This is a genomic window from Streptomyces sp. NPDC014861, from assembly GCF_043081625.1.
Lineage (GTDB): Bacteria > Actinomycetota > Actinomycetes > Streptomycetales > Streptomycetaceae > Streptomyces.
The window spans coordinates 34,125-55,933 of the sequence record NZ_JBIBWV010000036.1 but is presented as its reverse complement, the minus strand read 5'-3'; the positions used below and the strand labels follow the sequence as shown (position 1 = coordinate 55,933).

General features: G+C 67.1%; 17 protein-coding genes. 5 read left to right on the top strand and 12 right to left on the bottom strand.

The genetic code is table 11. The annotated features are described in order from the left end of the window. The first annotated feature begins 234 nt into the window (after nucleotides 1-234). Nucleotides 235-966, top strand: coding sequence for an RNA polymerase sigma factor (locus ACF1BN_RS36425; RefSeq protein WP_392335893.1), 732 nt, complete (start codon nucleotides 235-237; stop codon nucleotides 964-966). 3 nt (nucleotides 967-969) lie between these two features. After that, nucleotides 970-2,205 (top strand): caspase domain-containing protein, encoded by a 1,236-nt coding sequence (locus ACF1BN_RS36420; RefSeq protein ID WP_392335892.1) that lies wholly within the window; start codon nucleotides 970-972, stop codon nucleotides 2,203-2,205. A gap of 610 nt (nucleotides 2,206-2,815) precedes the next feature. Here ACF1BN_RS36420 and ACF1BN_RS36415 read toward each other — a convergent pair. From ACF1BN_RS36415 to ACF1BN_RS36370, 10 genes are all read right to left on the bottom strand, one after another. Continuing rightward, complete coding sequence (locus tag ACF1BN_RS36415; protein ID WP_392335891.1) at nucleotides 2,816-2,956, bottom strand: hypothetical protein; 141 nt, start codon at nucleotides 2,954-2,956, stop codon at nucleotides 2,816-2,818. A gap of 111 nt (nucleotides 2,957-3,067) precedes the next feature. Further along, nucleotides 3,068-3,304 (bottom strand): hypothetical protein, encoded by a 237-nt coding sequence (locus ACF1BN_RS36410; RefSeq protein WP_392335890.1) that lies wholly within the window; start codon nucleotides 3,302-3,304, stop codon nucleotides 3,068-3,070. 180 nt (nucleotides 3,305-3,484) lie between these two features. Beyond that, complete coding sequence (locus tag ACF1BN_RS36405; protein WP_392335889.1) at nucleotides 3,485-3,922, bottom strand: hypothetical protein; 438 nt, start codon at nucleotides 3,920-3,922, stop codon at nucleotides 3,485-3,487. Nucleotides 3,923-4,337: 415 nt separating this feature from the next. Further along, complete coding sequence (locus tag ACF1BN_RS36400; RefSeq protein ID WP_392335888.1) at nucleotides 4,338-4,742, bottom strand: DUF6527 family protein; 405 nt, start codon at nucleotides 4,740-4,742, stop codon at nucleotides 4,338-4,340. Next, the gene (locus tag ACF1BN_RS36395; RefSeq protein WP_392335887.1) at nucleotides 4,739-5,902 is read right to left on the bottom strand and encodes a ThiF family adenylyltransferase; all 1,164 of its coding nucleotides are present in this window, start codon (nucleotides 5,900-5,902) and stop codon (nucleotides 4,739-4,741) included. The genes ACF1BN_RS36400 and ACF1BN_RS36395 overlap by 4 nt, the downstream gene beginning before the upstream one ends. Further along, on the bottom strand, nucleotides 5,877-6,137 hold the full coding sequence (locus tag ACF1BN_RS36390) for a multiubiquitin domain-containing protein (protein ID WP_388070803.1): 261 nt from the start codon (nucleotides 6,135-6,137) through the stop codon (nucleotides 5,877-5,879). The genes ACF1BN_RS36395 and ACF1BN_RS36390 overlap by 26 nt, the downstream gene beginning before the upstream one ends. Before the next feature lie 105 nt (nucleotides 6,138-6,242). Beyond that, complete coding sequence (locus ACF1BN_RS36385; protein ID WP_392335886.1) at nucleotides 6,243-6,527, bottom strand: DUF3892 domain-containing protein; 285 nt, start codon at nucleotides 6,525-6,527, stop codon at nucleotides 6,243-6,245. A gap of 138 nt (nucleotides 6,528-6,665) precedes the next feature. After that, nucleotides 6,666-7,691 carry an ImmA/IrrE family metallo-endopeptidase gene (locus ACF1BN_RS36380; RefSeq protein ID WP_392335885.1) on the bottom strand — a complete coding sequence of 342 codons (1,026 nt, stop codon included), beginning with the start codon at nucleotides 7,689-7,691 and terminating at the stop codon, nucleotides 6,666-6,668. 23 nt (nucleotides 7,692-7,714) lie between these two features. Continuing rightward, nucleotides 7,715-8,623 carry a hypothetical protein gene (locus ACF1BN_RS36375; protein WP_392335884.1) on the bottom strand — a complete coding sequence of 303 codons (909 nt, stop codon included), beginning with the start codon at nucleotides 8,621-8,623 and terminating at the stop codon, nucleotides 7,715-7,717. A gap of 79 nt (nucleotides 8,624-8,702) precedes the next feature. Next, on the bottom strand, nucleotides 8,703-9,653 hold the full coding sequence (locus ACF1BN_RS36370; protein WP_392335883.1) for a hypothetical protein: 951 nt from the start codon (nucleotides 9,651-9,653) through the stop codon (nucleotides 8,703-8,705). A 268-nt stretch (nucleotides 9,654-9,921) separates the two neighbouring features. On the opposite strand from ACF1BN_RS36370, the gene ACF1BN_RS36365 reads away from it, so the two are divergent. Both ACF1BN_RS36365 and ACF1BN_RS36360 read left to right on the top strand, forming a co-directional pair. Beyond that, nucleotides 9,922-14,385, top strand: coding sequence for an AAA family ATPase (locus tag ACF1BN_RS36365; protein WP_392335902.1), 4,464 nt, complete (start codon nucleotides 9,922-9,924; stop codon nucleotides 14,383-14,385). Nucleotides 14,386-14,441: 56 nt separating this feature from the next. Next, the gene (locus tag ACF1BN_RS36360; protein ID WP_392335882.1) at nucleotides 14,442-15,233 is read left to right on the top strand and encodes a serine peptidase; all 792 of its coding nucleotides are present in this window, start codon (nucleotides 14,442-14,444) and stop codon (nucleotides 15,231-15,233) included. 206 nt (nucleotides 15,234-15,439) lie between these two features. Here ACF1BN_RS36360 and ACF1BN_RS36355 read toward each other — a convergent pair whose 3' ends face one another. Continuing rightward, nucleotides 15,440-18,010 (bottom strand): P-loop NTPase fold protein, encoded by a 2,571-nt coding sequence (locus ACF1BN_RS36355; protein ID WP_392335881.1) that lies wholly within the window; start codon nucleotides 18,008-18,010, stop codon nucleotides 15,440-15,442. A 750-nt stretch (nucleotides 18,011-18,760) separates the two neighbouring features. On the opposite strand from ACF1BN_RS36355, the gene ACF1BN_RS36350 reads away from it, so the two are divergent. After that, nucleotides 18,761-19,645, top strand: coding sequence for a protelomerase family protein (locus ACF1BN_RS36350; protein WP_392335880.1), 885 nt, complete (start codon nucleotides 18,761-18,763; stop codon nucleotides 19,643-19,645). A gap of 209 nt (nucleotides 19,646-19,854) precedes the next feature. Here ACF1BN_RS36350 and ACF1BN_RS36345 read toward each other — a convergent pair whose 3' ends face one another. Then, nucleotides 19,855-21,807 (bottom strand): DUF3732 domain-containing protein, encoded by a 1,953-nt coding sequence (locus ACF1BN_RS36345; RefSeq protein WP_392335879.1) that lies wholly within the window; start codon nucleotides 21,805-21,807, stop codon nucleotides 19,855-19,857. Nucleotides 21,808-21,809 lie beyond the last annotated feature (2 nt).

Sequence of the window (21,809 nt, the reverse complement as noted above, 5' to 3'; positions counted from 1 at the left end):
CGGTGGAGGCCGTGGGGTAGGGCCGTCAGATGCCCTAAGAAGGGGAACGAGAACCCGTCCATGCCACTGACCTGTCAGGCAGAGGCGCCCGTCGCACCACACCGCTTGAAGGGATCCGCCGATGTCCTGCAGTCAAACCTTCCCCCCGTCCGCGACGACCTCCGTCGTCACCTTCTCCGCCTGAATCCGCAGAGGTCGCCTACACGCTGAAGCCCCCCCGAGACTGGCAGCCCCATGCTGCCCCCCACCGCGACCGGCCCGAGCGCCGAGCAGCCGACAGCAGTCCCGCCCACGACGCCTCAAGGCCAGAAGCACGCTGATGACCTGGCCCTCATCGAGCACCTGGAGCAACTCGGATTCGAAGGGGCCGAGTTCGACGCCTTCGCCGACCGCCTGATCGGACACGGTCAGCGTGTGGTGCAGGCATGGATCAGCAACCGCAAGATCTTCTCCGAGTGCGCACGCCGGGGTATCCGGCTCGGGGATCCGCCCTCGGACTGGTCCGAGGACGAACGCGACGACATCGTCCAGGACACGATCCTCAGGGCGTTCAACCGGTTCAAGCGAAAGGCTCTGCACGCCCGCAACTGGACCCCTGAAGGAGGCGCCAGCCTGAAGACCTACTTCATCGGGACATGTGTGTATGCCTTCGCCGACGAGTACCGGTCCTGGTTGGACCGCCGCAACGCTCGACGTATGGAGATCCGCAATCTGGCACTCCAGCTCGGAGGATCCGCACCGGTCCCGGCGCACCACCGGGTCGGCGCCGTCGCCGTGGACAGGGCCGCGGCACGGGCAGCCCTCAAGGCCCTGCACGATCGCGATCCGCGACTCGCCAAGATCATCGCCCTGGAAGCCGAGGGCTACTCCCACGACGAGATCGCCACGCTCCTCGACGACGGGACAAGCCTCCGGGCCGTCGAAGGAGCCCTTTACCGCCACAGGTGCCGCATCGAGAAAGGATGAGCGTTGACCGGCCCGCGGTACGAAGCCGAAGATACGAAAGAGCAAGACGTCTTCCGTGCACTGCTCGCCCGATCATCCGTCGGTGCGGTCGGCATGTCACCGAGCCGACCGCAGCCGACTACAACTAATCGAACACAGCGGCAGGCCGGTTCCCCCGCGCCTGCTGACAGGGGCGAAGCCGATGTCGAGCTGCTCAAGCGCCGGTTCGACACGATGGTGCACCGCTACCTGTACTCGCGCGTATCCGACAGCGGCGTCTGCGCGGAGCTTGCCGAATCCGTCTTCGTCTCGGCCGCACGACAGATACACCGCGCCCACACGGCTTCCGACGCGTGGGCCGAGCTCCTCATGCGCCTGTCACGACGAGCAGCCGATCGACACGAGCGAAAGACGACAGCCGCCCCTGACAGCGTGCGTGAGCAGAGCCCCCTTGTGGTCGAGGGTGGATCCGAACGCGACACCCTGACTCAGTCCGCTTGTCCGGACCCGCAGCAGTCGCGGGCTGTCGTCGTCGGCGCCAGCAGCAGCGGCGCACCGCTGCCGGGCGTCGAAGCATCCGCGCTGAAACTGGCGGAGCAGTTCTCCCGTCTGGGAGTCCCCCACACCGTCGCCCTGACCGGAGAGGAGGCCACACCGCAGGCCACGATCACTGCCCTGCACACGGCAGCCACCCAGGCCACCGACACTTTGATCTTCTACTTCGCCGGCCACGGAACCACCGACCAGCGTGGCGACCTGTACCTGGGGGGCTCCGGTGAGGCCGCAGGCTCGATCGAGCAGCTGCCCTACTCGCGGATCCGCGACCTGCTGCGCCACAGCTGTGCGAGTCGGACTCTGGTGATCCTCGACGCGTGCGCCAGCGGCAGCGCACTCCCCCGCTTCACCGATCCACCGGAAGCAGAGCAGGCACCGTCCCACGGCCCGCAGGAGGAGTACGTCCTGACCGCCACAGGACGCGACGGATGGGCCCTGGACCGCGACCCGGCAAACCCCGGCAGTCCCTACACGGCCTTCGCTACCGCCCTGCTCCACGTCCTCAGCGACAGGGACGATGACACGAGCCCCTACCTGGACATTCCCACCCTGCACAAGTCACTAGCACATCACCTCACCCAGGAAGCTCTGCCGAAGCCGCTCCTGTTCGCACGAAGCAGCAACCCACAGCCGCTCACCCTCACCATCCAGGACACCGCGTCCACCCACCACTTTCGGTCCAGAAGACCCCAGCCGGAGCCGTGATCACGGCTCCCAGCAGGCCGGCCAGGGGTCGCCTCCGGTGCCGCCACTGGAGGCGACCCCTGGGACTTATTCACCGAGGCATCCCCTCAACCACCTCCGCAGGTCCATCTCGGCGGTGTTCCTGGCCACTGCTCCGGCGCCTTGGGGCGTCTGTCTGAGGCAGCGGACGGGCGCAGCTTGTGGGGCTCTCGTGTGCAACGGTTCCGTCAACCGACTCACGTACCGATCCTGCGGGCTGAGCGGGCTGTTACGGCCGCCCTGGTCAGCGTGAGGTCGAGAAGCGTCAATTGTTTTGCGGACCGGGGCCCGATGGTTCTGGTCTGGTGGGGGCAACGTCTCGATTACGACGTCAGTCCTCCCAGGTGTGGATCAGCGGGGCAGCGCAGCCCGGTCGACGTGCCCTGCGCTGTCCCTCACCAGGATCGGCCGTCCGTGCTCCTGCGATGTCGGGCGGGGTGTCGACGGTTTTCCGTTGCGGGCACTTGGGGCTTCCGATGTGCCTGGCCGTACCGTCTCGTGGGGGCAGGCAGAGCTGCCAGGCAGGTGCAGCATGGTCTATGCCGAGGGACGGTTGCCGGTTGGCCATGGCAGCGATACCTGACAGCATTCATCACCTGTGGGGTGAGGCCATGGCTTCCTGGCGTACCGCGCGGCGGCAGTCCTGCTGGAGGACGGCCTGGATAGCGGAGGAGCGGGGGGAGTCGGGGAGGAAGCGGGCCAGGGTGCAGCGGACCCGGGGGGGCGGGGTCATGGGCGAGCTGGTGGCCGAGGTCAGCCAGATCCGGTCGGTCGGTGGCGTGGCACCACAGGCGGGCGGCCAGGGCGCGGATCCATGAGGACGAGTGTCCTGACATGCTCGGGATCAACGGGACCAGGCGCCGTCGGCAGCGGCCTCATCGACCAGCTCCAGCAGGTGCTGCCAACCCAGGACAGAGGCGCTCTGCCGTTCGGTGTGGAACCCGACGCGGGCTCGCGGGCGTGACCTGGACTGGTCGAAGCACGAGCACGCGTCCTGGCAGGGCCCCCGCCGCCCCAGAGTTGGATCTGACGTGTCGCCCCAGCGGATCACGTAGAGCTTCGGTTCTTCCTCGTCCGTCATGGCGCCAAGATAAGGAGGTTGCTGCAAGCCGTCTCAGGATTGTCCGGACGGGAGCCCAGACGACACCCATCGCCGCGTTCGAACGTCTGACTGGGGAACCTGATGCTGCTGATGGGGAATTACGTGGAGCTCCACAGTCTCAGCACATGGGACCAGGTTCACAGGCGGGACCCAGCCTGTTCAGAGCAGGGCTTGCACTCGTTCGCCCGTGACAGTCGCCCGCGTGCGTCGTTCATCGACGAATCCGTGCCAGTGGTGGTAACCGAGGTGGAGCGTACGCTCCAAATGCTTCCGGCATTCCTCCACGGCAACCGGCCATCCCTGTGGACCGCGCTTGGCGTGCTCGGCCTGCGGAACCTTGATCCACCAGGTGTAGCAGGCGTCATTGTCGCTGCCGAAGGTTCCGTCGTCCTTGCAGCCCTCGTACACGCACCCCAGCACGGCAGCGAAATCGGCCATCGCCTTCCGGCTGTCCGACGCCAGTAGGAACCCGATTCCCTCGGAGTGGTACGGCTCGCTGATCATGGCCTCCGGGTCGTCGGCCGTGATCCACCAGACAACCCAGTCGTAGGTTGCCCATGGATCGGGTCGTTCATCGCGTCCTGTTGTCGATGCCATCAACGTCTGCCCTCTATGCTCCGTCTGATCTTTAACCGCGTGTATGCGGATATGAGGCGTAACGAGGTGGATGTGGCCCAGGGAACTGGCAGCGGTCCGGCCCGTGCCAAAGTCTCCGTCTCGCAAGGCGGGTGCCGGAGCGAGGCTCCGTCCCTGGTCGACCCACGGAGGTACGGGCCCCATCGTGATGCCGGGCGGGGTGTCAGTGGGGGAACGTAGGATCTGCCGATCCTCACGCGAGGCGCCAGAAGCCTGGAATCACGCGAAGGAGGCTACGACAGGGATTCTGGAATCGCAGTACTCTTTCGGCTTCGCTGGGCCCCAGGAAGACCCTCACTTCCATCAATAACAGGGCGGTGGAGCCAGTGGTGAGGAGCACCGCTCACGAGTGGCGACACACGAGGCCTTGGCCGTTTTATGAGTGCCAGAACCTGAGGTGACGGCGGAGTCTGGCCATGCGTCGGTGGCGCTGCTCTCCTCTGTCGTGGGCGGCCAGTAGCCGACGGTCGCGGTCCTGGTTCTGATGGATATCCGCCGGTGTGTAGCGGCTGCTCCAGCGGACGCGGCCGTCGCGGATCCAGTAGTGCGACTGGCACGGGAGGGACCAGTTACCGATCGAGGGGGTGAGGGAGACGTTCTCGCCGTCGTAGGTGAGGGACCACTGGGCCGGGGAGAGCGGCGTGACGACTTCCTGGCCGCATCCGCAGCAGCACAGGTGGCCGCAGGTGCGGTAGGCGATCGAGATGTAGAGGACCCCTGCGTCCATGGCCTGAGGGAAGGTCTCGGTGAAGACGGGGCGCAGGGTGTCGGGTGGGGTCACGGCAGGTCCTCGTTGGCGATCTCGTTGGTGATCAGTGAGTAGGTGGTGTGGGCCTCGTCGGTGGCGTCGGCGTAGATGCCGAGGGAGCGTTTCCAGCGGATGACGGCCAGGACGGCATTGAGGGCGTTGAGGTCGGCGGTCTGGATGTTGCTTGCGTAGGCGTCACGTTCGGGTGCGGGCCGGGGGATGCGCCGGCGGGCCGTGTCCCGGCGGCCGGGGAGGCTGGTGGTTATGCGGAGGAGTCCGCTGAGGTTGCCGTCGATCTCTTCGATGCCCATGCCGACGTCGATGAACGGCACGTCGTGGGCTTCGAGCCAGTCGATGACGGGCACCTTGCCGGCTGCGTCGTCGGAGGCGAGGAACACGAACGTCGCCCCGTCGAGGAGGTCGAGGTTGTCCTCGTCGAGGTACTGCGAGCATCCGGTCACGCCACGGTGCATGTGGGCGTAGACGGAGGCGAAGTGGTCGGCCTTGGAGGGGCGGGCGCGGAGGGTATCAAGGGTGGGGGCGCCGGGGGCCCGGAAGGCGTTGTGGTTGTCGAAGGTGTCGCCGTCGATGAGGAGGATGGAGTCGACCTCGGTCTTGGCGACCTGGTCGAGGATGTAGCTGCCGCTGCCGCCGAGGCCGACGATGACGATGCGCTGGCCGCGGAAGCGGCGGTTGATGGCCGTGAGGCCGGCGCGGGAGGTGGCGGTGTCGCGGTAGGCGAAGGGGCTGTCGTCGTCGATCTCCTGCCAGGCCGCGCCGGGGGTGGATGTGGTGGTGGGGTCGAGGGCGTGGGCGTGGTCGGCGACGATCCGCGTGTAGGCGGTGATCTTCGTGTACTGGTCGGGGTAGCCGCCCGGGGGCTTGCTGGAGAGCATGAAGCCGGCCTGCATGCCGTCGGTGATCGCTCTGGCGTCCGGGGTGGCAAGGGTCAGGGGGTGGCCGTGTTCGTCGCAGGGGGTGGATCCGCCGAACCAGATGCGGTGGTCGGTGCCGGAGACGAAGCGGTCTCCGGCGACGGTGACGGGGTGGGCGAGGAAGCCGCGCTCGACGGTGCGGTTCTCGGTGACGTAGGGGATGCGGACGATGATGTGGCCGGCGGCGAGGGTGATGTCGTAGCCGTCGTCGAGGAGGCGGGAGAGGTCGGGGTCACGAGCGAGAAGTGCGGTAGACATCGAAGACCATCTCCTTCTTCACTCGGACGCTGTGGCCGGCGGTGAGGCTGCCCGCGCCGTGGCCGTCGTGGCCGCGGCTGTAGCGGACGGTGTAGGTGTCCTGGTCGTTCGGCTGCTGGCCGGGGTAGGCGAGACCGACGACCTCCTCGTAGGTGATCTCTTTCGCCTCCCAGGTGTGGGGGCGGGCGTTGACGATGATCGTGACGGCCTTGGGGCCGTGATTGTCCTGGGACATGGGGTCCTCCTGGAGTGGGGAGCGCGTGTTGGGACGGGTGGGTGCCGGGGAGCCCGGCGCGCCGCTGCGGGGCGGCGCGCCGGGTGGCGGGGTGGTTGTGGTGGGTCAGCGCCTGGGGAGGGCGAGGAGGTTGTTGGTCCACACGCCGTCGGCGTGGGTCCGCAGGTACTTCTCGCCTCGGGTGGGCGTCACCACGAGCACTTCCGTGCGGCGGCCGGCTGCGTCGCTGGTGTAGGCCTTGCCGGCCTGGTTCTCGATCCAGTGGACGATCTCGGCCCGGGTGTTGTCGCCGGTGTTGCCGGTCGCCTGGTTGGTCCACCACAGGTGGGTGATGTGCTCGTGCGCGGTTCCGCCGGTGGTCAGGCGTACGGCGGTGATCTGGATAGCCATGTTGCTTGTTTCTGCCGGCGACGTTCCGACAGGCTCCGCGGCCGGCGCCCGGTTCCCGTGAGCCCCCTGGACGGGGTGCTTCACCTGGGACAGACGACGTAACTCTCGGGTAGCAGGGCGTGTGGGGCCGGCGGGGTGTCAGGAGCAGTCGAGGCAGCGGTCGCTGCCCGGAGCGAACATGGCGGGCGGGTGCACGATGAAGCAGCCGGGACAGGAGCGGCCTGGGGTGCGGGGTGGGCAGGCGCAGCGGCCGCAGTCGGGGCACTGGGGGACGCGGCAGCGCGTGCAGGCGGGGTCGAAGGAGTGGTAGTGCTCGTCGCAGTTCGCGCAGATGTAGCTGCGCGCCTGGGGGCCGGTATCGGCGGTGGGCAGGGTGAAGGAGCGCCAGGGGGCGGAGTCGGTGACGAGGACGGCGACGGTGTAGCCGTCCATGGGGGCGGTGTCGGCGTGGAGTTCGTCTCCGCGGATGCCGTCGCGGTAGCGGACTCGGGTTCGTCCTTGTGCGCGGCCGGAGCCGGCCAGGGCGCGGTCGATGACGGGGATGCCGCCTTGGAAGCTGCCGCGGCGCAGGGGCGGAAGGCCGTGGGATGCGGCGAAAGCAAGGTGCCCGGCGGGGTCGAGGAGGAGAACGTGGCCAGGAGCGGGAAGGTGCTGGGCTGCCCGCACGCAGACGGCCATGCGGGAGGCATGGCTCGCTGCCCACAGGAGGGCGATCGCGGCGGCGGTGGGTCCTTTGGCGTCCAGGTGCTGGTCGACGAGGTGTGCGGGGAGCAGGATCTGGGCGGCGAACGCGTCGCAGGCGGCGTCTTCGAGGAGGACGCCGCGGTCGGCTTCCTTGCTGAAGGGCTCCATGAGGGCGAAGCTGTTCTTCTGCAGGTGGTGGCCGAGTTCGTGCAGGGCGGTGAAGTCCCGTCGTGCGTGGCTGGCGGAGGTGGCGACGGACAAGCGGGGTGGGGGGCCGTAGTCGTACGCGCCGGCGACGCTGCAGCCTTGCGCCGTCTCGTTTTCGGGAACGTCTTTGACCGTGAGGTCGGGCCAGGTCCGCAGTTCCGCGAGGGCGCCTTGTGCCAGACGTTCGACGGCGCCGGGGTGGGCTGCTTCGAGTTCTGTGATCATGGCGGCGGCCTGGGTGCGGGCGGCGCCGGCGAGCACGTGGTTGACCACTCGGGGGTACCCCCTGTTCTTCTCTAGTTGTCCAGGAGGAGTTCGAAGTAGCGGTCGGTGCGTGCGGTCCAGTTCGGCTGGGTGCGGTTGTCGTCGCGTGCCGCGAGCGTGTAGATGCCGTAGGCGGCGCGCAGGCGGGCGGCGTGTTCGGTCTCGCCGTACTGGGTGGCGAGCTTTTTGATCTGGCTACGGCGCAGGGGCCGGTTGAGTTCGTGTACGACGGCGGGCGGCAGTGCGGGGTTGGCGTCGAGGACGCGGGCGGCGGGCTGGCCGAGGAGGGCGGCGAGCGTGGCGGCCTGTTCGGCGGTGAGGGGCTGCTGTCCCCTCCATACGTCCAGGGCGTGGGGTGGTGCGAGGTTCAGTTCGGCCGCGAGCTGCTGGACGGTGATGCCATGCTCACCAAGAACCTCGGCGAGGCCGCCCGCCCCTTGCGGCGCCCACTGCGCCGAGGCGAGAACCTCGAGACGGCCGGTGAGGACAGCGCGGTACTCGCCGGACGCTGCGGACGAGACGGCATCGCTGCCCCACCGGGCTCCGGACACGGTGTCGGCGAGCATGCGGGAGGTGAGGGTGTCAGGGCGGCTTGTCAGCTCGCTGACCTGCCGGTCCAGCACGCACCACGGAAGGGTGGCTTCCAGGCCCCACCACAGAGCCAGCGGCTGCTCCAGGGTGGTCGCCGGGGCGGGCAGGAGCAGGGTGTCGGCGTCGGCGTAGCGTTCGAAGGAGACCGGTACGGCGCGGGCGGTGTCGTCGTCACCGGTTGTGGTGATCAGGAGGAGCTGGATGGTGTCCTGCCACACCGCGCGCCAGATCTGGCCGGGGCGTGGGTCCTGTGGCGGCGTGGTGGCCGCTCGGTGGACGGCTTCGGGCACTTTCAGGTTCGCTGCGGCGGCTAGGAGCCTTTGGTAGGCAGTGGTGTGGACAGAGCTCATGCCGTCTCCCCCGTCTCCTCGGCTGTGGTCCATCAGCGCATTCTCTTCTCACTGGGTGCAGACGACGTAACTGGGGCCGTCACGGCGCGGCCTCGCCGCAGCGCCGTAGCAGAGCGGCCATGACCGCCTTCGGGTCACTGTCTGCGGACAGGGCGTGGGAAAGCATTGTCTTGAGGTTGGACCGCACCACCGCTGCGTGGCCTTGCGGGATCTCCAGTAGCTGCGCCGCGTGGTGGGCGTCCTTGTCGAGGTAGGGAAGCAGCAGGCGCTCGTTGGGTGAGAGGCGTTGCCAGATGTCCTCGGCCACTCCCTCGGACCCGGTCGGGTCAGGTGCGACGGCCGCCGCATGCCGTTCGACGGTTTCGGCGACGGTCCCTTCATCGGCGTACAGGGCGGTGAAACGGGCCGGCGCCAAAAGCTCGAACCGGGCCTCGAGGACCTTGGCGAGGTCTTCCTCCCGCACCGCTCCCTGCGCGTGCCGGAGCACGGACATCAGGATGGTCTTCAGGGCGTGGACGGTCTGCTGGGGGGTGGGGCCGGAGTGGTTCCAGCGGGTGATGCCGACGCCTCTGACTTGTGCGGCGTGGGCGATGAGATCGTCGAGGTCCCCCTGCCACACGGCTCCGTCGGCTTGGTTGGCCAGTGCCCAGCGCGGCGGGGAGCCCGAGAGCTTGCGGTAGGCGGTGTCCTCGCCCATCAGCCGGGCGATACGGCGCCGGAGCTTGCCTCGCGGTGTCTTCTTCGCCTCGTCGATGAGGAAGTGCCTGATCGACGCGAGAAACAGTCGTTCCAGTGAGGCTTCGTCGGCGGCCTGGGTGAAGCAGGCGGTCACGAACCGTTGTCCCGCCCCTTCCTGGGACAACATCGCGCCGACCACATCGTAGGCCGCGTCATCACTCCACACCGTGTGCCCCTCAGGGGGCGGAAAGCCGGTGCTATGGCGGACCTGGTGGACCAGCCTGCGCAGCAGTTCCAACGTGGCCGGTCCGAACCCGCCGTTCTGCAGCTCCTCGTACGCGCTGTCTGTCACGAGCCCCACCCCGATCCCTGCTCCCCGGCGGACATCTACGGCCGCAGGGTTTCGAGTCTGCATACACCAGCATCGCTTCCTCTGGCATGCGACACGCGCATATTTCGTATTGTTCGTGGAGGAGGGCGGCAGAGGTAAGGGCACCAGGGGTACATCCCGGCCGTGGGCCACCTTGCCTGCCTCACGTCTCCCCGTGCACTGCGGAGGAGGCGGACGAACTCATAGGATTGTCGCGGGTACAGCAAGCCGGGGGGACGCGTTGACACGAGTGCTCATTGTTGGTGTCGGGGCCTTCGACGAGAGCGGCGAACCTGGCCAGGCGGATCCTCTGGCTCCCCCGAAGACGCTCGCCCCTTTGCCCTCGGTGGGGCCGGCTGTCTCCGAGCTCGCGACGCAGCTGAGCAAGATGGCAGGGCTGAGTGTTGTCGGTGGCTCAGCATCGCTCGATCCGGACTACGAGATGCTCAGGCGGCTGTGGCGGGGTGCTCGTGGGGGGATGGAGGCGAGCGGGGCTCGTGAGGCTCTCATCGTGCACTTCGCTGGGCACGGAATCCCCGGTCCGGGCGATCAGTCGCTGTTCCTGGCCACACGCGAGACGAACCTGGACAACTATTTCTGGACCGCCGAGCAGGTGGCAACGTGGCTGGGAGAGGCCGAAGCGTTCGCGGACGGGCCGCCGGTCCTGTTCTTGCTGGACGTGTGCGGGGCCGGCCGGCCGGTGGTGCAGCAGCTTACCGAGAGGATCAGGGCAGCGGATCGTCGTGCATGGGTGATTGCCGCGTGCGCGCCTGATGAGAAGACGTACGGCGCGCGGTTCACGTCTGCGACGGGCACTGTCATGGAGCGCCTGTCCCAGGGGCGGCTCGACATCTCCCCCACGGTGAAGCATGTCCCGGTCGAGACGCTGGCCCGGGAGATCGACCGGGAGCTGGCACGTTCCGCGGCGGCTGAGGTCCTCGCCGCTCAGAGCGTCCTGCGGACCGCTCATGCCGAGGCTCGTGTGCCCGTGCCGGCGTTCTTGCTCAACCCGTCCTACCGTGCGAGTGCTGGGGACCAGTTTCTTCAGTCGGTTGAGATGGGGTTGTGGCAGTTCGCAGCGGCTGTCGACCCGGCGCTCGACCCTCTGCACTTCATCTCACGTGCCTCGGGGACACCTCAGCAGCAGGACATCGCGCAAGGATGCTTCTTCACCGGCCGGAAAGAGGAACTGGGGAAGATCAAGCAGTGGCTGGAGGGGCCCAGCGAACCGACGCTGATGGTGGTGACGGGGAGCCCTGGGTCTGGGAAATCGGCGCTGCTGGGTGTCGTTGCCTGCCTGGCTCACCCCCAGCTGCGGTCGGTAACGCACCAGGTCTCGCGGGCAGTGGATCGTGAAGTCAGACCGGAACGGAACCCTGATCTGGCTGCGGTCCACGCGCGCCAGCGAGGCACTGCGGAGGTACTGGCGTCGATCGCGGCTCAGCTTGATCTGGGTGAGGAACCGGGGCGCGGCTGGACCGCGACAGCGGTTCTTGACCGGATCACCGAGCAGCGAACCCGGCCGGTGACGGTTGTGGTGGACGCCCTTGACGAGGCATCGTCCGACTCCGCCTTGGTCGAGGTGCTGATCCAGCTTGCCCAGTCGCGCCGGCAGCGCGATGAGAAGGCCCCAGACAGGGATCGAGTCATCTGCAGGGTGCTGGTGGGGACCCGGCCGTGGTGGGACCGGTATGGGGTCTTGCTCAAGGAGCTGAAGCACAGTGACCAGCTCGTCGATCTGGATCAGGTGTCGGTCAAGCAGCGAACCCAGGAGTTGACGGACTACCTGTGCGAGATTCTCGAGACGTCCCCGTTGTACAGCGGCCCTGGCGCCCCTGAGCTGCGTGTGGCGACCGCCACCGCCGTGGCCAAGCGGCTGGGAAGGCGGCAGGAGGCGGGGTTCTTGCTTGCGTCGCTTTTCGCGCATTATCTGGTTCATCAAGACGCTGCGCCGAGTGTGGCAGAGGTGGTCCAGCGGATTCCCCTGGGCCTGCCGGACATGCTGCGGCTGCACCTGGACATCCTGCAGGCGGCGCATCCGGCGATGGCCGGGGTACTTGCTGCCGTCGCGCATGGTTACGGGCAGGGCATGCCGCTCGAGGTCATCACCGATGTCGCGAGTGCCTTCTTGGCTCCCGGAAGCAAGGCGCCGAGCCAGGACGATGTCCGCAAGGCGTTGACCGCGGCCTCTTTCTATCTTCGGTTCAGCACGGACAGTGACGGACAGCGACTGTATCGCTTCTACCATCAGAGTCTGGTCGACTATCAGCGTGAGCTCTTCGAGCGCGTGAGCAGGTCGGACATCCTCACCTCGGTTCTTGACACCCTGCCGGGGCCTGCCGATGTCGCGGCGCGCAGGTTCGGTTTGGCGCTTCCATACGTGCTGCGGCACGCCGCCCAGCACGCTGCGGACGCGGGGGCGCTCGACATGCTCCTTTCCTCTGCGTCGTTTCTCGTCCACTGCGATCCGCAGCTACTCGGCGAAGTGCCGGTCAGTCGTTCGCTGCGCGGGCTTATCACCGGGTTGATGTGCCAGACGGCGTTGTCGGTTGGGCATGAGCCGTGGCACCGTCGCACGTGGCTGCGTGCAACGGCTGCGGCGTGGGGAGAGCTGTGGCTCGTCGAAGCTTTGGATGCGCTGGAGGAGCCTACGGCGCAGCCGCCTGAGCATCGGCTGCTGCAGTTCTCCTGGGGCACGCTGGAGGTACCCGCCCCTTATTCCGATTGGTCTCCGGACTTTGTGGATGCTCTTCTCGTTCGGGGTTCTGGACGGTGGCTCGCGGTGGGATCCACGCTCGGCGGCAGCGAGGTGGAGGTGTGGGATGTGTGGACGGGCGCGTATTTGTTCTCCCTGCCTCACCCGGGGGAAGGTTTTCTGACGGCGTTGTGCGGCCACTACGGCTGGTTCGGGTCTCTGGCGGCTGTAGGCAGGTCTGACGGCTATATCGAGGTCTGGGATCTGGAGAAGGGCAGCATCCGGGCGAAGATCAGGACGGATGCCGTCCCGGTGATTGCGCTGGGAATCGTCGAGGCCGGAAACAGTGTCCGGGTCGTCGCATGCGGGGGCGGGGAGGTGACTGCTTACGGCCTGGAGGGCCACAGGGTCGCGTCCTTGGATGTGATCGGCGACTGGCTGTTGGACCTGGAAACCGATGGCGGAGTGGAGGACTTGCAGGAACCCGACATCGATATCGAAGGGTATGAATGCACTGCGGTCGCTGCGGTGTCGGTCGATGGGACGCAGATGTACGTCTCAGGAGCCAGCAACGGGTCCGTGCACGTGTGGGAGCCAGCCGGCAGAAACCTGATCCTGACCGGCGGCCGTACGCCCGTCTTCCATGTCCAGACCGCTCCTGGGCCCGACGGGCCGATAGTGGTCACAAGCGCCGACGACGGCACGCGGGTCTGGGATGTACGCACTGGTACGCACCGGCTGCTGAGTGGCGTCGGTGAGGCAGGAGCGGGAGCGATCGTGCTCGAGGGAGGCGAGAAGCCCGCCTTTGCCTACTTCGAGCCTGGCTGCGGAATCCTTGCCCGCTCACTGGACGGAGAGGACCGTATGCCTACTCTCCTGCGCACCGTTCCCAAAGAGATTTCCGGCCTCGAAGCTTTGGCGTTGGAGGGGTCGAGCATGGCGGCAGTTGCATGGGCTCTTCGCAAGGCGGGGCCCTCATCATGGCACGATGGGGTCCTGCTCTCGCAGTCCCCACATGCCCACCCGGACTCACTCATAGGCAGTGCGTCTCACGCTGCAGCAGTGGACCATGTAGCGGTCGCCAAGAAGTCCGACGGCCACGCCTCCCCGGCAGCGGCAGTCAGCGTGCAGCAGAGCGAGGGGTTCATGGCGTGGGACTCCGACACGGGAACTCTGCTGACAACAGGCTCCCGTTCAGGTATCACGGCCATTGCCGTGGGCAGCATGGACAGCACCAGAATCATTGCGTTGGCCCATGGTTTTAAATCCGATCACTGTGTCGAGCTGATCGACGCCGGCACCGGGGAGCCAGTAGGCCCACTCATCCATTGCGAGACCGTGCTGAGCCTGTCTTTCGAAGAGATCGACGGACAAATCACACTGGTGGTGAATGGGGCTGATGGCGTCTACTTCTTCAGCCCAGGCCAGGAGCAGCCGCGGGATTGGTCTCCCACACATGAAGGCAAGCACGGCAAGGTGCGCCTCTTCACCCTTTGGCGACGTGCGCAAGAGCTCCTTGCCGTCGCATCATACGAGTGGAACCCGGATGATCTAGAGGGTTTTTCTGGCATCAATCGCCTGGTGATGCACACGGCCTCCGGTGAGAGCCGCTTGCTGGCCCAAGGCGACGAGATCACCTGCCTGGCAGCCGGACTGTGGCACAGCGTCGACGTCGCCTTCACCGGTGGTGTGGAGGGGACGATCACGGTCCATTGCCTGGAGACCGGCCAGGAACTGGCGCGCTTCCACGGGCATGACGGTGAGGTGACGTCAGCTCTGTTCATAGAAGTCGAGCAGACCGCTCTCCTGGTGACCTGCGGCGCGGACAGTTACGTTCGGGTCTGGGACTGCTCTCAGCGGGGTGTGCTGCTCAACGCGACCGGCTTCCCCGATCTCATCGGCGCCCTCGACGCCAACGACGCAGGCGTCTTCGTAGGGTTCGGGGCGCGGGTAGCGTTCTTCGCCTGGACAGATCTGTACAGCGTGACGCGTTCAAACGGGGAAGCAGGGGACCGATGAGTCGGATCGTGGTGGTTCACGGAGTACGCAACTACGAGCGGGGAGTGGAACCAGACGTGGCCGCGGACAAGCTCGCGAGCCAGTGGCGGGCGCGCCTGGCGTACGGCTACGCGGACGCAGGCTTGGGCCACCTCGAGGTACCGGAGGTCAAGGCGGCCTACTATGCGCACACGCTGCGCGATCTCGAAGCTCAGAGCGTGGACGGCGGGCTTGAGGATCTGAGTCCGGTGGAGGAGCGTGCCGTGCTGGCGTGGCTCCAGGCGGTGGGTCTCCAGGAGGAGCCCACAGAGGGCCAGTCGTGGGGCGGGCTGCCCCTGCGTCAGGCGATCGATCTCGTAGCTCGCCGGCGGGGCATGACTGCCCAGGTTCTCGGCCGGATCGCAGTGGCGCTGCTGCCCGAGGTCTACAGCTACCTGGCTTCGCCTGCCCGTCGTCGCCGGGCTCGGGAGATTGTCGCTGAGACGATCAGCTCGTGTGGGGCAAAGGTCGTGGTTGCGCACTCTCTGGGGTCGGTCGTCGCCTATGAAGCCCTCCACGCTCATCCGGATCTCGGCGTCGAAGTACTGGTGACGCTCGGCTCTCCGCTGGGGCTCCCGGGAGCGGTATTCGAGATGCTGGAGCCGGCCCCTGACGCGTCACAGCGCGGGCACCGCCCTGCCGGAGTCGCCCACTGGGTCAACATCGCCGATGCCGGCGATCTCGTGGCGCTCCCCCGGCGCCTGGGCGACCGCTTCCCCGTCGACGTCCATCACGAGACGCACATGGCGGCGCTCCACTTCCACACCCTCGACACCTACCTCGGCAGCGGTCTGACCGCCGCTGCACTCGCCCCGCACTGCACCGACTGACAGCCCTCGCTCCCCTACGCACACCCCGCCGCGGGGGCGCGGCCGGGCGGCACCACGCGCAAAGAGCATGCGAGACGTGACGCCAGCGATGCCCACCAGCTCCCGGAAGTTTGCCCTGCTCATCTTCGGCTGGGCCGCACCTTCATGGCGCTTCTGACCGTTCAAAGCGTCCTCGGTGTTCAAGAATGAGGAGCGGGACTCGCCCCTCAGGAACCGTGGACCAGGCATTCACGTTCCCACGGCCGGCGAATGACGTTGCTGGGGCTCATCGGGAGGGACCACGCTTTGCGGATGGCCTCGATCAGCGGGCGGCTGCTGTAGGGGGAGACGGCCAGTTCCTGGCGTGCGTGGGCCAGTCGTTCCGGGTTGCCGTCGGGTCCGCGCTGGGCTGCCTGCCGGGTCCGGCGTGCGAGGCCGTCCTCGGCGAAGATGTCGAGGAGTGTGAGGGAGAAGTAGGTGTAGGCGGATGCTTCGTCGATGAGCTGGCGTGCCTCGTCGGCGAGCTCCTGTCCGGGTGCCTGCGTGGCGTCGCCGGTTTGGTAGAAGGCGAACTGCTGCAGAGCGCTGCGTAGTTCGCCTTCGGTGCAGGGGCAGGGTTCGCGAAGCAGCGCAACCAGGGTCCGGAAAGAGTTGAGGACATTGCCGGTGCCCGGGGTCCACTGCTGCTTGCTGAGCAGGGTGCGGAAGCCTGCGAGTGTTTCTGAGAGTTCTTCGAGGATGAGCAGGCGGGCGATGCGGACCAGCTCGCCGGATCTGGTCTTGTCTTTCATGTCCATGATGCGGCGTCCGTAGCGGATGAGGTCACGCGGGATGCCTCCGGCCAGTGTGTGGGTGAGCAGGGCATATGGGCCGGTTAGCTCGGCTCGTTTGTCGAGCAGTGTGCGTGATTCCTCGAGGGTTGCGGGCTGGACGTGGACGATGTCGTCCAGGGAGCTGTCGGTGACGTCTCGGTGGGGCAGTCCTCGGCGGACGAACGCTGCGCCCACGTCTTCGGCCACGGCGAGGACGTAGTGGACGTGTTCCACGCCGAAGATGGCTTTGATCTCGGCGAGGAAGGCCAGTACGTGGGTGTCGGTTCCCAGTCGGTCCAGCTCGTCGATCGCGATCACGACGCTCTGGTCGCGCTCTTCGAACTCTGCGGCAATGCGGGCCAGGAGGTCCCTGAACTCCTGGACTACTTCGGGGAAGTTCGGCGGGAGCGTGGCCACTGATGTGGTGTGGCTGGTTCCCAGGGTCAGGAATTGTGGCGTGGCTGCGGTCAGGGCGGTGGAGGCTGACAGCTGGGTCTGGAGGCGGAAGAGATGGCTACGGCACCTGGTGACCAGGTGCCGCTCGGCCGGCTTCGGCGCCCAGTGCCGGCCCTGCAGGAGAAGAACTCCGGTGATCACCTCGGCCAGGTGCAGCGCGTTATGCGGGGACGCAAGAACCCCTTGCATGTCCGGAGCTCGCAGGGCGTACAGCAGGCCCGCCCAGCCGGTCATCCCGGCGAGGATGCCCAGCAGCACCCGCGGGCGGATATCCCAGCCGCGTACCTCGAACTGCGGGGCGAAGTCAGCAGCGGCGGAGAACAGCAGCCAAAGGAGACCTGAGACGACGATCGGAGCAGCCGCGACGGCGACCGCGGTCTCGAGATGCTGAGCGATCCAGGCATCCCGCCCCACTCCGACCAGCGCAGTCACGATCAAGGCGAGGCCTGCAACGGATGCAACGGCCCGCCACGTGCCGCGGGCCACGTCCCGAATCCATTCGGAGTTGCGGGCACGCCACCACGCCACGCCCAGCAGAGCGATGGTGACGCCGGTGCCGGCCGCGGCGTGGCCTTGCCAGATCCCGGCTGCGTCATCGATTCGTTCTTCCGTGAACCGCCGGGCTTCCTGGAGGAACGGCACGTGCTCGTCCACCCTCTTGCGGACGGCTGCACCGACTCCCAGGGCGACAGCCGCGGCCGCCGGAAGCGCGAAGGCCGCCCACTTGAGCAGCTGAGCGCCGCGTGAACGGGCACGGCGCAGGAAACGCTTGAGCGGCGACAGCTGTACCAGGGGAGGAACCGTGTGACCGTGATGCCGCATGTATTTCTCGCACAGGTCCACGGACAGGGACAGCAAGAACTCGTGGGGTGTGTAGCTCGCGGGGGCCTGGGCGAGGAGGCCAAAGTCGGCCCGGTCGACGGTCGTTTCGAGGAGCGTGGACTTCCCTGCTCCGCGCGGCCCGCAGACGGCGATAGTGCCGGAGTCCATGTGGCTGAGCTTGCGGGTGAGGGTCTGCAGTGCCGCGTTGTCGATCCGGTAGGCCCGGCTCCGGGACGACCTCAGCCCGTCGAAGGAATCGGACACCAGGAGGGAATCGGGGTCGTCACCCAGCAGAGCGCGCGTCGTGCGCCACACCGCCGGCTCGATGCGTTGCCCCGTCGTCTCGCCCCACTGTGCCGCCTCGATGCCCAGCGTGAGCCTGGCGATTCCCCATCTCAAGCAGAGCCATACCACCCGCAGGCACCCGGCGACGTAGAGACCGGCCGGTCCGCCCCGGGCGCGGGGCCCTGCCGCGAAGACGGCCAGAACGAAAGCGGCGGCCAGTAGTCCGACCGGTCCGAAGACTGCCGCGGCGAGAGTCAGAAGGGTCACGAGCAAGAGAGAGACAGCTGCCCAGGAGTACTGCTGATGCGCCTGACGAAAGCGCTCACGATGCCGGTCGCGGTCCTCGATAGCCGATTCGAGCACGGCCCGGGAAGCCGTCGGCAGCGTCCGGTCCATCACTTCGCTGCGGCACATCTGCTGCATCACCGCATCGCGCGTCGCTCTTGGCCGGTGACCCAGAAGCCTCGCGATACGCGGGACCTCAAGACAGGCCAGGACACAACGCTGATAGATCAACTCGACGTCGGCGTCATGAAAATCCCAAGCCCATCCGGCCCAACGACGCACAGAAGACGGTAACGGCACCCTCGATCTCCTCCCCCGGCGGTGACATGCCGAAGCAGGCTAGCGGTTGCCCGCACCCATCGAGGCTCCCGAAAGCTTGCCCGTCCTGCGCGATCGGGCCGGCACGTCACGGTCACCGAGGCAGAGCGTCAGCTTGTGCGCGTTCGTCTCGCCGCACATGGCGCGGAGGGTGTCCAGGGCGAGGATGCCGTCCGCCCAGTCGAGGAGTCCTCGGTTGATTTGCCGTCTTGGAGGGTGGCGAGGTCGTGCCCGCTCTGACTGCGGTCTCTTTCCGCCGACCCAGACACGCTGTCGTCGGCATCGCCGTCGGCATGGAAGCGGTGGGGCAGACAGTCATGCGGCTGTCGCGACTCCGATCCGCGCAACACATCGAACCCATGTCCACTGGGCAGAGCTGCGCCTGAGTCTGGAGCGGTTCCGCGTCGGGCGGCGTCGACGACCAGTTTCTGCCCCGCTGCGGCCCGATAGGTTGGCCCACGCCCGTACCGGCGAGGATGTCCGCCAATGCATGAGCGTCCTTGCCTGTTGCCGGCTTGATACACACCGGTCGGGGCTGTCGCCAAGAGACCGCGATCTGAAGGGCCTTGCATGATCACTCCGGCTGACAGGGAGCGGATCGACCGCTTCGTGGCAAAGATCCGTGACGCCGGCTCCGACGGCCCAAGGATGGATACGGCTGTGCTCGCCGAACTGTCGGACATCGACCAGCGGATCAATCCGGAGACCGGCGAGCTCTATGCCATGACCACGACCCGCAGCCTGATCACCGGCTACCGGAACGTGCTCAAAGCCGAACTGGGCGAGGATGCCCCCGTCCTGGAGAAGTTCAAGCTCTCAGATGCCCACGTGGCACAGTACCGCCGGCACCAGCGGGAGCAGCGCGAGGAGCGGCACCGCAATCAGCGGCCGTTGAACGGACAGGAGCACATCGAGCGGGCTGTGGCGTTGGTGAGCTACAACGCGAAGGTCCGGTGGTCCAACGCGGCGGCCATCGCCGGCGTCGTGGCTCTGACCGGCCGCCGTCCTTACGAGGTCGGCTGTGTGGGCGGTTTCGAACCTGTCTCCGCTGACGTAGTGCAGGTCATGTTCAGCGAGCAGACCAAGACCCGTGAGACCGAGCGCGCCGGCTCCCCCTACTCCATCCCTGTGCTCGCAGAGCGGGACCTCGTCCTTGAGACTGTGGCTCGCATCCGCGAGGTGGTCGATCCCGCCCTGGACAACAAGACCTACTCGCAGCGCTTCGGCAAAGAGGTCGGCATCGTCTCCAAGCGCACCTTCACCGATGCCGAGGGACAGCCGATCACTCCGCGAGAACTGCGCCAGGCGTACGCCGCCGTCGCCTACTGCAAGTTCGCCCGCCCGAACATCTCCGCGGTGCAGTTCTACAACGACATCCTCGGACACCAGAGTGACATGGATGCCACCTTGTCCTACTTCGACTTCTACCTCAGCGACAGCATCGAATCGCAGTGAGTTCCTGGCCTTTCCCGGGCAACCCGGGGCACAGCACAGCGCGCCACGGCCCGGCGGCAAGAGCTTGCTGAGCGTGGCCGTGGCGAGGACGGAGCGCATCCCGTGGACGTGATGCGGCGTCGTCGCCCTGAGGACGGCGGGGTTGCCGGCGCAGGCGCAGGCAACCCCGTGAGCGGATGGACTGCTTACGGGCTGACGCGGGTGTGTCGTCAGTCGTCGAGCCAGTCCAGCGGGATCAGAGCGGTGCGGTTGCCTTCGGCGTCGGGGCGCCAGTTGCCGATCACGGCGTCCTGGAACCAGCCTTCGGGCAGGTTCGCGTGGTCGCAGACGATGATCTGGAAAGCTCCCTGGTTGAGCTGTACGACGTCGTTGAGGAGTTGGAAGTAGGCGGTGACGGTGGCCCAGTCAGCGTCCTGGATGGTGGATGCGTCGCGGGGCTTTTCCGGGAAGAACGCCTGCGTGGGCTGGTCGAGCATGAGAAAGCCGGGAACGGGCCGGTTGTTGCGGCGCAGGTAAGTGTGCAGCGCGAGGTGGGCGACCAGGTGGTAGCCGATGTGGTTCTTGGCGCTGCCGATGCGGGTGAGGGGCAGTCGTCCGGCCGGTCGCCTGAGAACGACGTTGAGGAGCTTGAGGCTGATCCCTACTTCGGTGGCGTCCGCTGCACCTCCGAGATTGAGGCGCTTGGCCCAAGCGGTCATGCCGATGGCGATGTCGGCGAGACGGCGCTCGGTTTCGGCCGTGACGTCGTCTTCGTCGACGAGCTGCTCCAGGGTGGCGGCGTTCTCCTGGGCAAGGACGAGGTTGTGACGCAGCCGGGTGATGTCGCTGTCTGTGCCTGTGCGGGTGAGTGCTTCGGAGATGCGGCCTTGGATGTGCGCGACACGGATGTTGTGTTCCTGCAGGTTGCGCAGGCGTTCGTCGCTCGCGAGGAGTTCTTTGAGCTGGGCTCCGTTGAGCCTGAGGCGTTCGGTGACGCCGGTACGTTCGGCCAGCAGGGCACGTCGGTGTTCTTCGCGGACAGGCTGGAGTGTCTGTGCCTGTGCGAGTTCTTTTGCGAGGTGGTTGGTCAGTTCGGAGATGTCCTGCGCGGTGGGGTCTGGGTGTTCCAGGGGTTGGGTGCACAGGGGACAGATGCTGGTGTCGTGCTGGCGCTCAGGGCCCAGGAGGCCGAGAGTTTTGAGACGGTCGAGCTGGAGGTGGAGTTCACCGGTGAAGGCTCGGCCCTGCTGCTGCCAGCGGTCGACGGCGGCCAGGGCGTCGTCGAATTCCTGCAGCTGTTCACGCAGGGCGCGGCGTTCGTCGGCGAGTTCTTGGCGCCGGTCGCGCAGTTCCAGGGGGGCTGCGGTCTGGGGGGCTGCGGCCAGGGCCTGGTGGAGAAGGTCGAGGACCTGGGACGCGTCGGGGGCTGCGGGCACATCTGTGAGGAGACCTTCGGTCTCCGCCAGGCGAACGAGGGCGAGGCCGTTGGCGTCCATGGCTTGCTGATGGCGCAGGGAGTCGTCGAGTTTGCGTTGTGCTGCGCGTTGGGCTCGCTGGGCTTCGCCGAGGCGGTGACGGCGCAGGGACTGTTCAGGGCCGGCCGCGCCGAGGAAGTACGGCAGGGTGTCCTTGAGAGCCTGGGCCATGCCGGATTCCGTCTGGCGGTGGAACAGGGCCGTCTGGTCGGCGATCTCGTTCTGGCTTTGGAAGCAGAGCAGGGCTGCTTGGGCGATGGAGACGTCGAAGGCACTGCGCGCGGCGCCGGTGGGCGGCTGGAAGTGAAAGTCCTCGATGCCGAGGCGGCCACTGAGTTCGCTGCGCAGGACCGCGACGTTGGAGTTGTTGAGGAGTTCGTCGGGTCGGGGAAGGTCGAGAGTGGCGTCGCCGGTGCGGGTGAAGGCGTGGTGGGTGGAGGCTCCGGTCGGGCGGGGCCGGCCCAAAACCATGCGCGAACCGTCGGCGAAGGTGACCAGGAGGGCGTACCAGCCGACGGTCTGGTCGATCAGGTCGTCGGGCAGGTTGGGTGCACGGCGCCCGAGGCAGTAGTCGACGATGGTGAGGACCTCGGACTTACCGGTCTCCGACTCGCCGGTGAGGATGTTGAGCGCCCCGGGGCGGAACCGCAGGACCCTTGGGGGTTTCCTGCCGTCTCGGTGGTACAGGGCCAGGGCGAGCAGCTGCATGA

Excerpts from the sequence above, each read along its gene's own strand:
- ACF1BN_RS36425 (WP_392335893.1), top strand. The coding sequence starts at position 235 with ATGCTGCCCCCCACCGCGACCGGCCCGAGCGCCGAGCAGCCGACAGCA.
- ACF1BN_RS36415 (WP_392335891.1), bottom strand. The coding sequence starts at position 2,956 with ATGACCCCGCCCCCCCGGGTCCGCTGCACCCTGGCCCGCTTCCTCCCC.
- ACF1BN_RS36410 (WP_392335890.1), bottom strand. The coding sequence starts at position 3,304 with ATGACGGACGAGGAAGAACCGAAGCTCTACGTGATCCGCTGGGGCGAC.
- ACF1BN_RS36405 (WP_392335889.1), bottom strand. The coding sequence starts at position 3,922 with ATGGCATCGACAACAGGACGCGATGAACGACCCGATCCATGGGCAACC.
- ACF1BN_RS36395 (WP_392335887.1), bottom strand. The coding sequence starts at position 5,902 with ATGTCTACCGCACTTCTCGCTCGTGACCCCGACCTCTCCCGCCTCCTC.
- ACF1BN_RS36390 (WP_388070803.1), bottom strand. The coding sequence starts at position 6,137 with ATGTCCCAGGACAATCACGGCCCCAAGGCCGTCACGATCATCGTCAAC.
- ACF1BN_RS36385 (WP_392335886.1), bottom strand. The coding sequence starts at position 6,527 with ATGGCTATCCAGATCACCGCCGTACGCCTGACCACCGGCGGAACCGCG.
- ACF1BN_RS36375 (WP_392335884.1), bottom strand. The coding sequence starts at position 8,623 with ATGAGCTCTGTCCACACCACTGCCTACCAAAGGCTCCTAGCCGCCGCA.
- ACF1BN_RS36355 (WP_392335881.1), bottom strand. The coding sequence starts at position 18,010 with ATGCAGCAGATGTGCCGCAGCGAAGTGATGGACCGGACGCTGCCGACG.
- ACF1BN_RS36350 (WP_392335880.1), top strand. The coding sequence starts at position 18,761 with ATGATCACTCCGGCTGACAGGGAGCGGATCGACCGCTTCGTGGCAAAG.
- ACF1BN_RS36345 (WP_392335879.1), bottom strand. The coding sequence starts at position 21,807 with ATGCAGCTGCTCGCCCTGGCCCTGTACCACCGAGACGGCAGGAAACCC.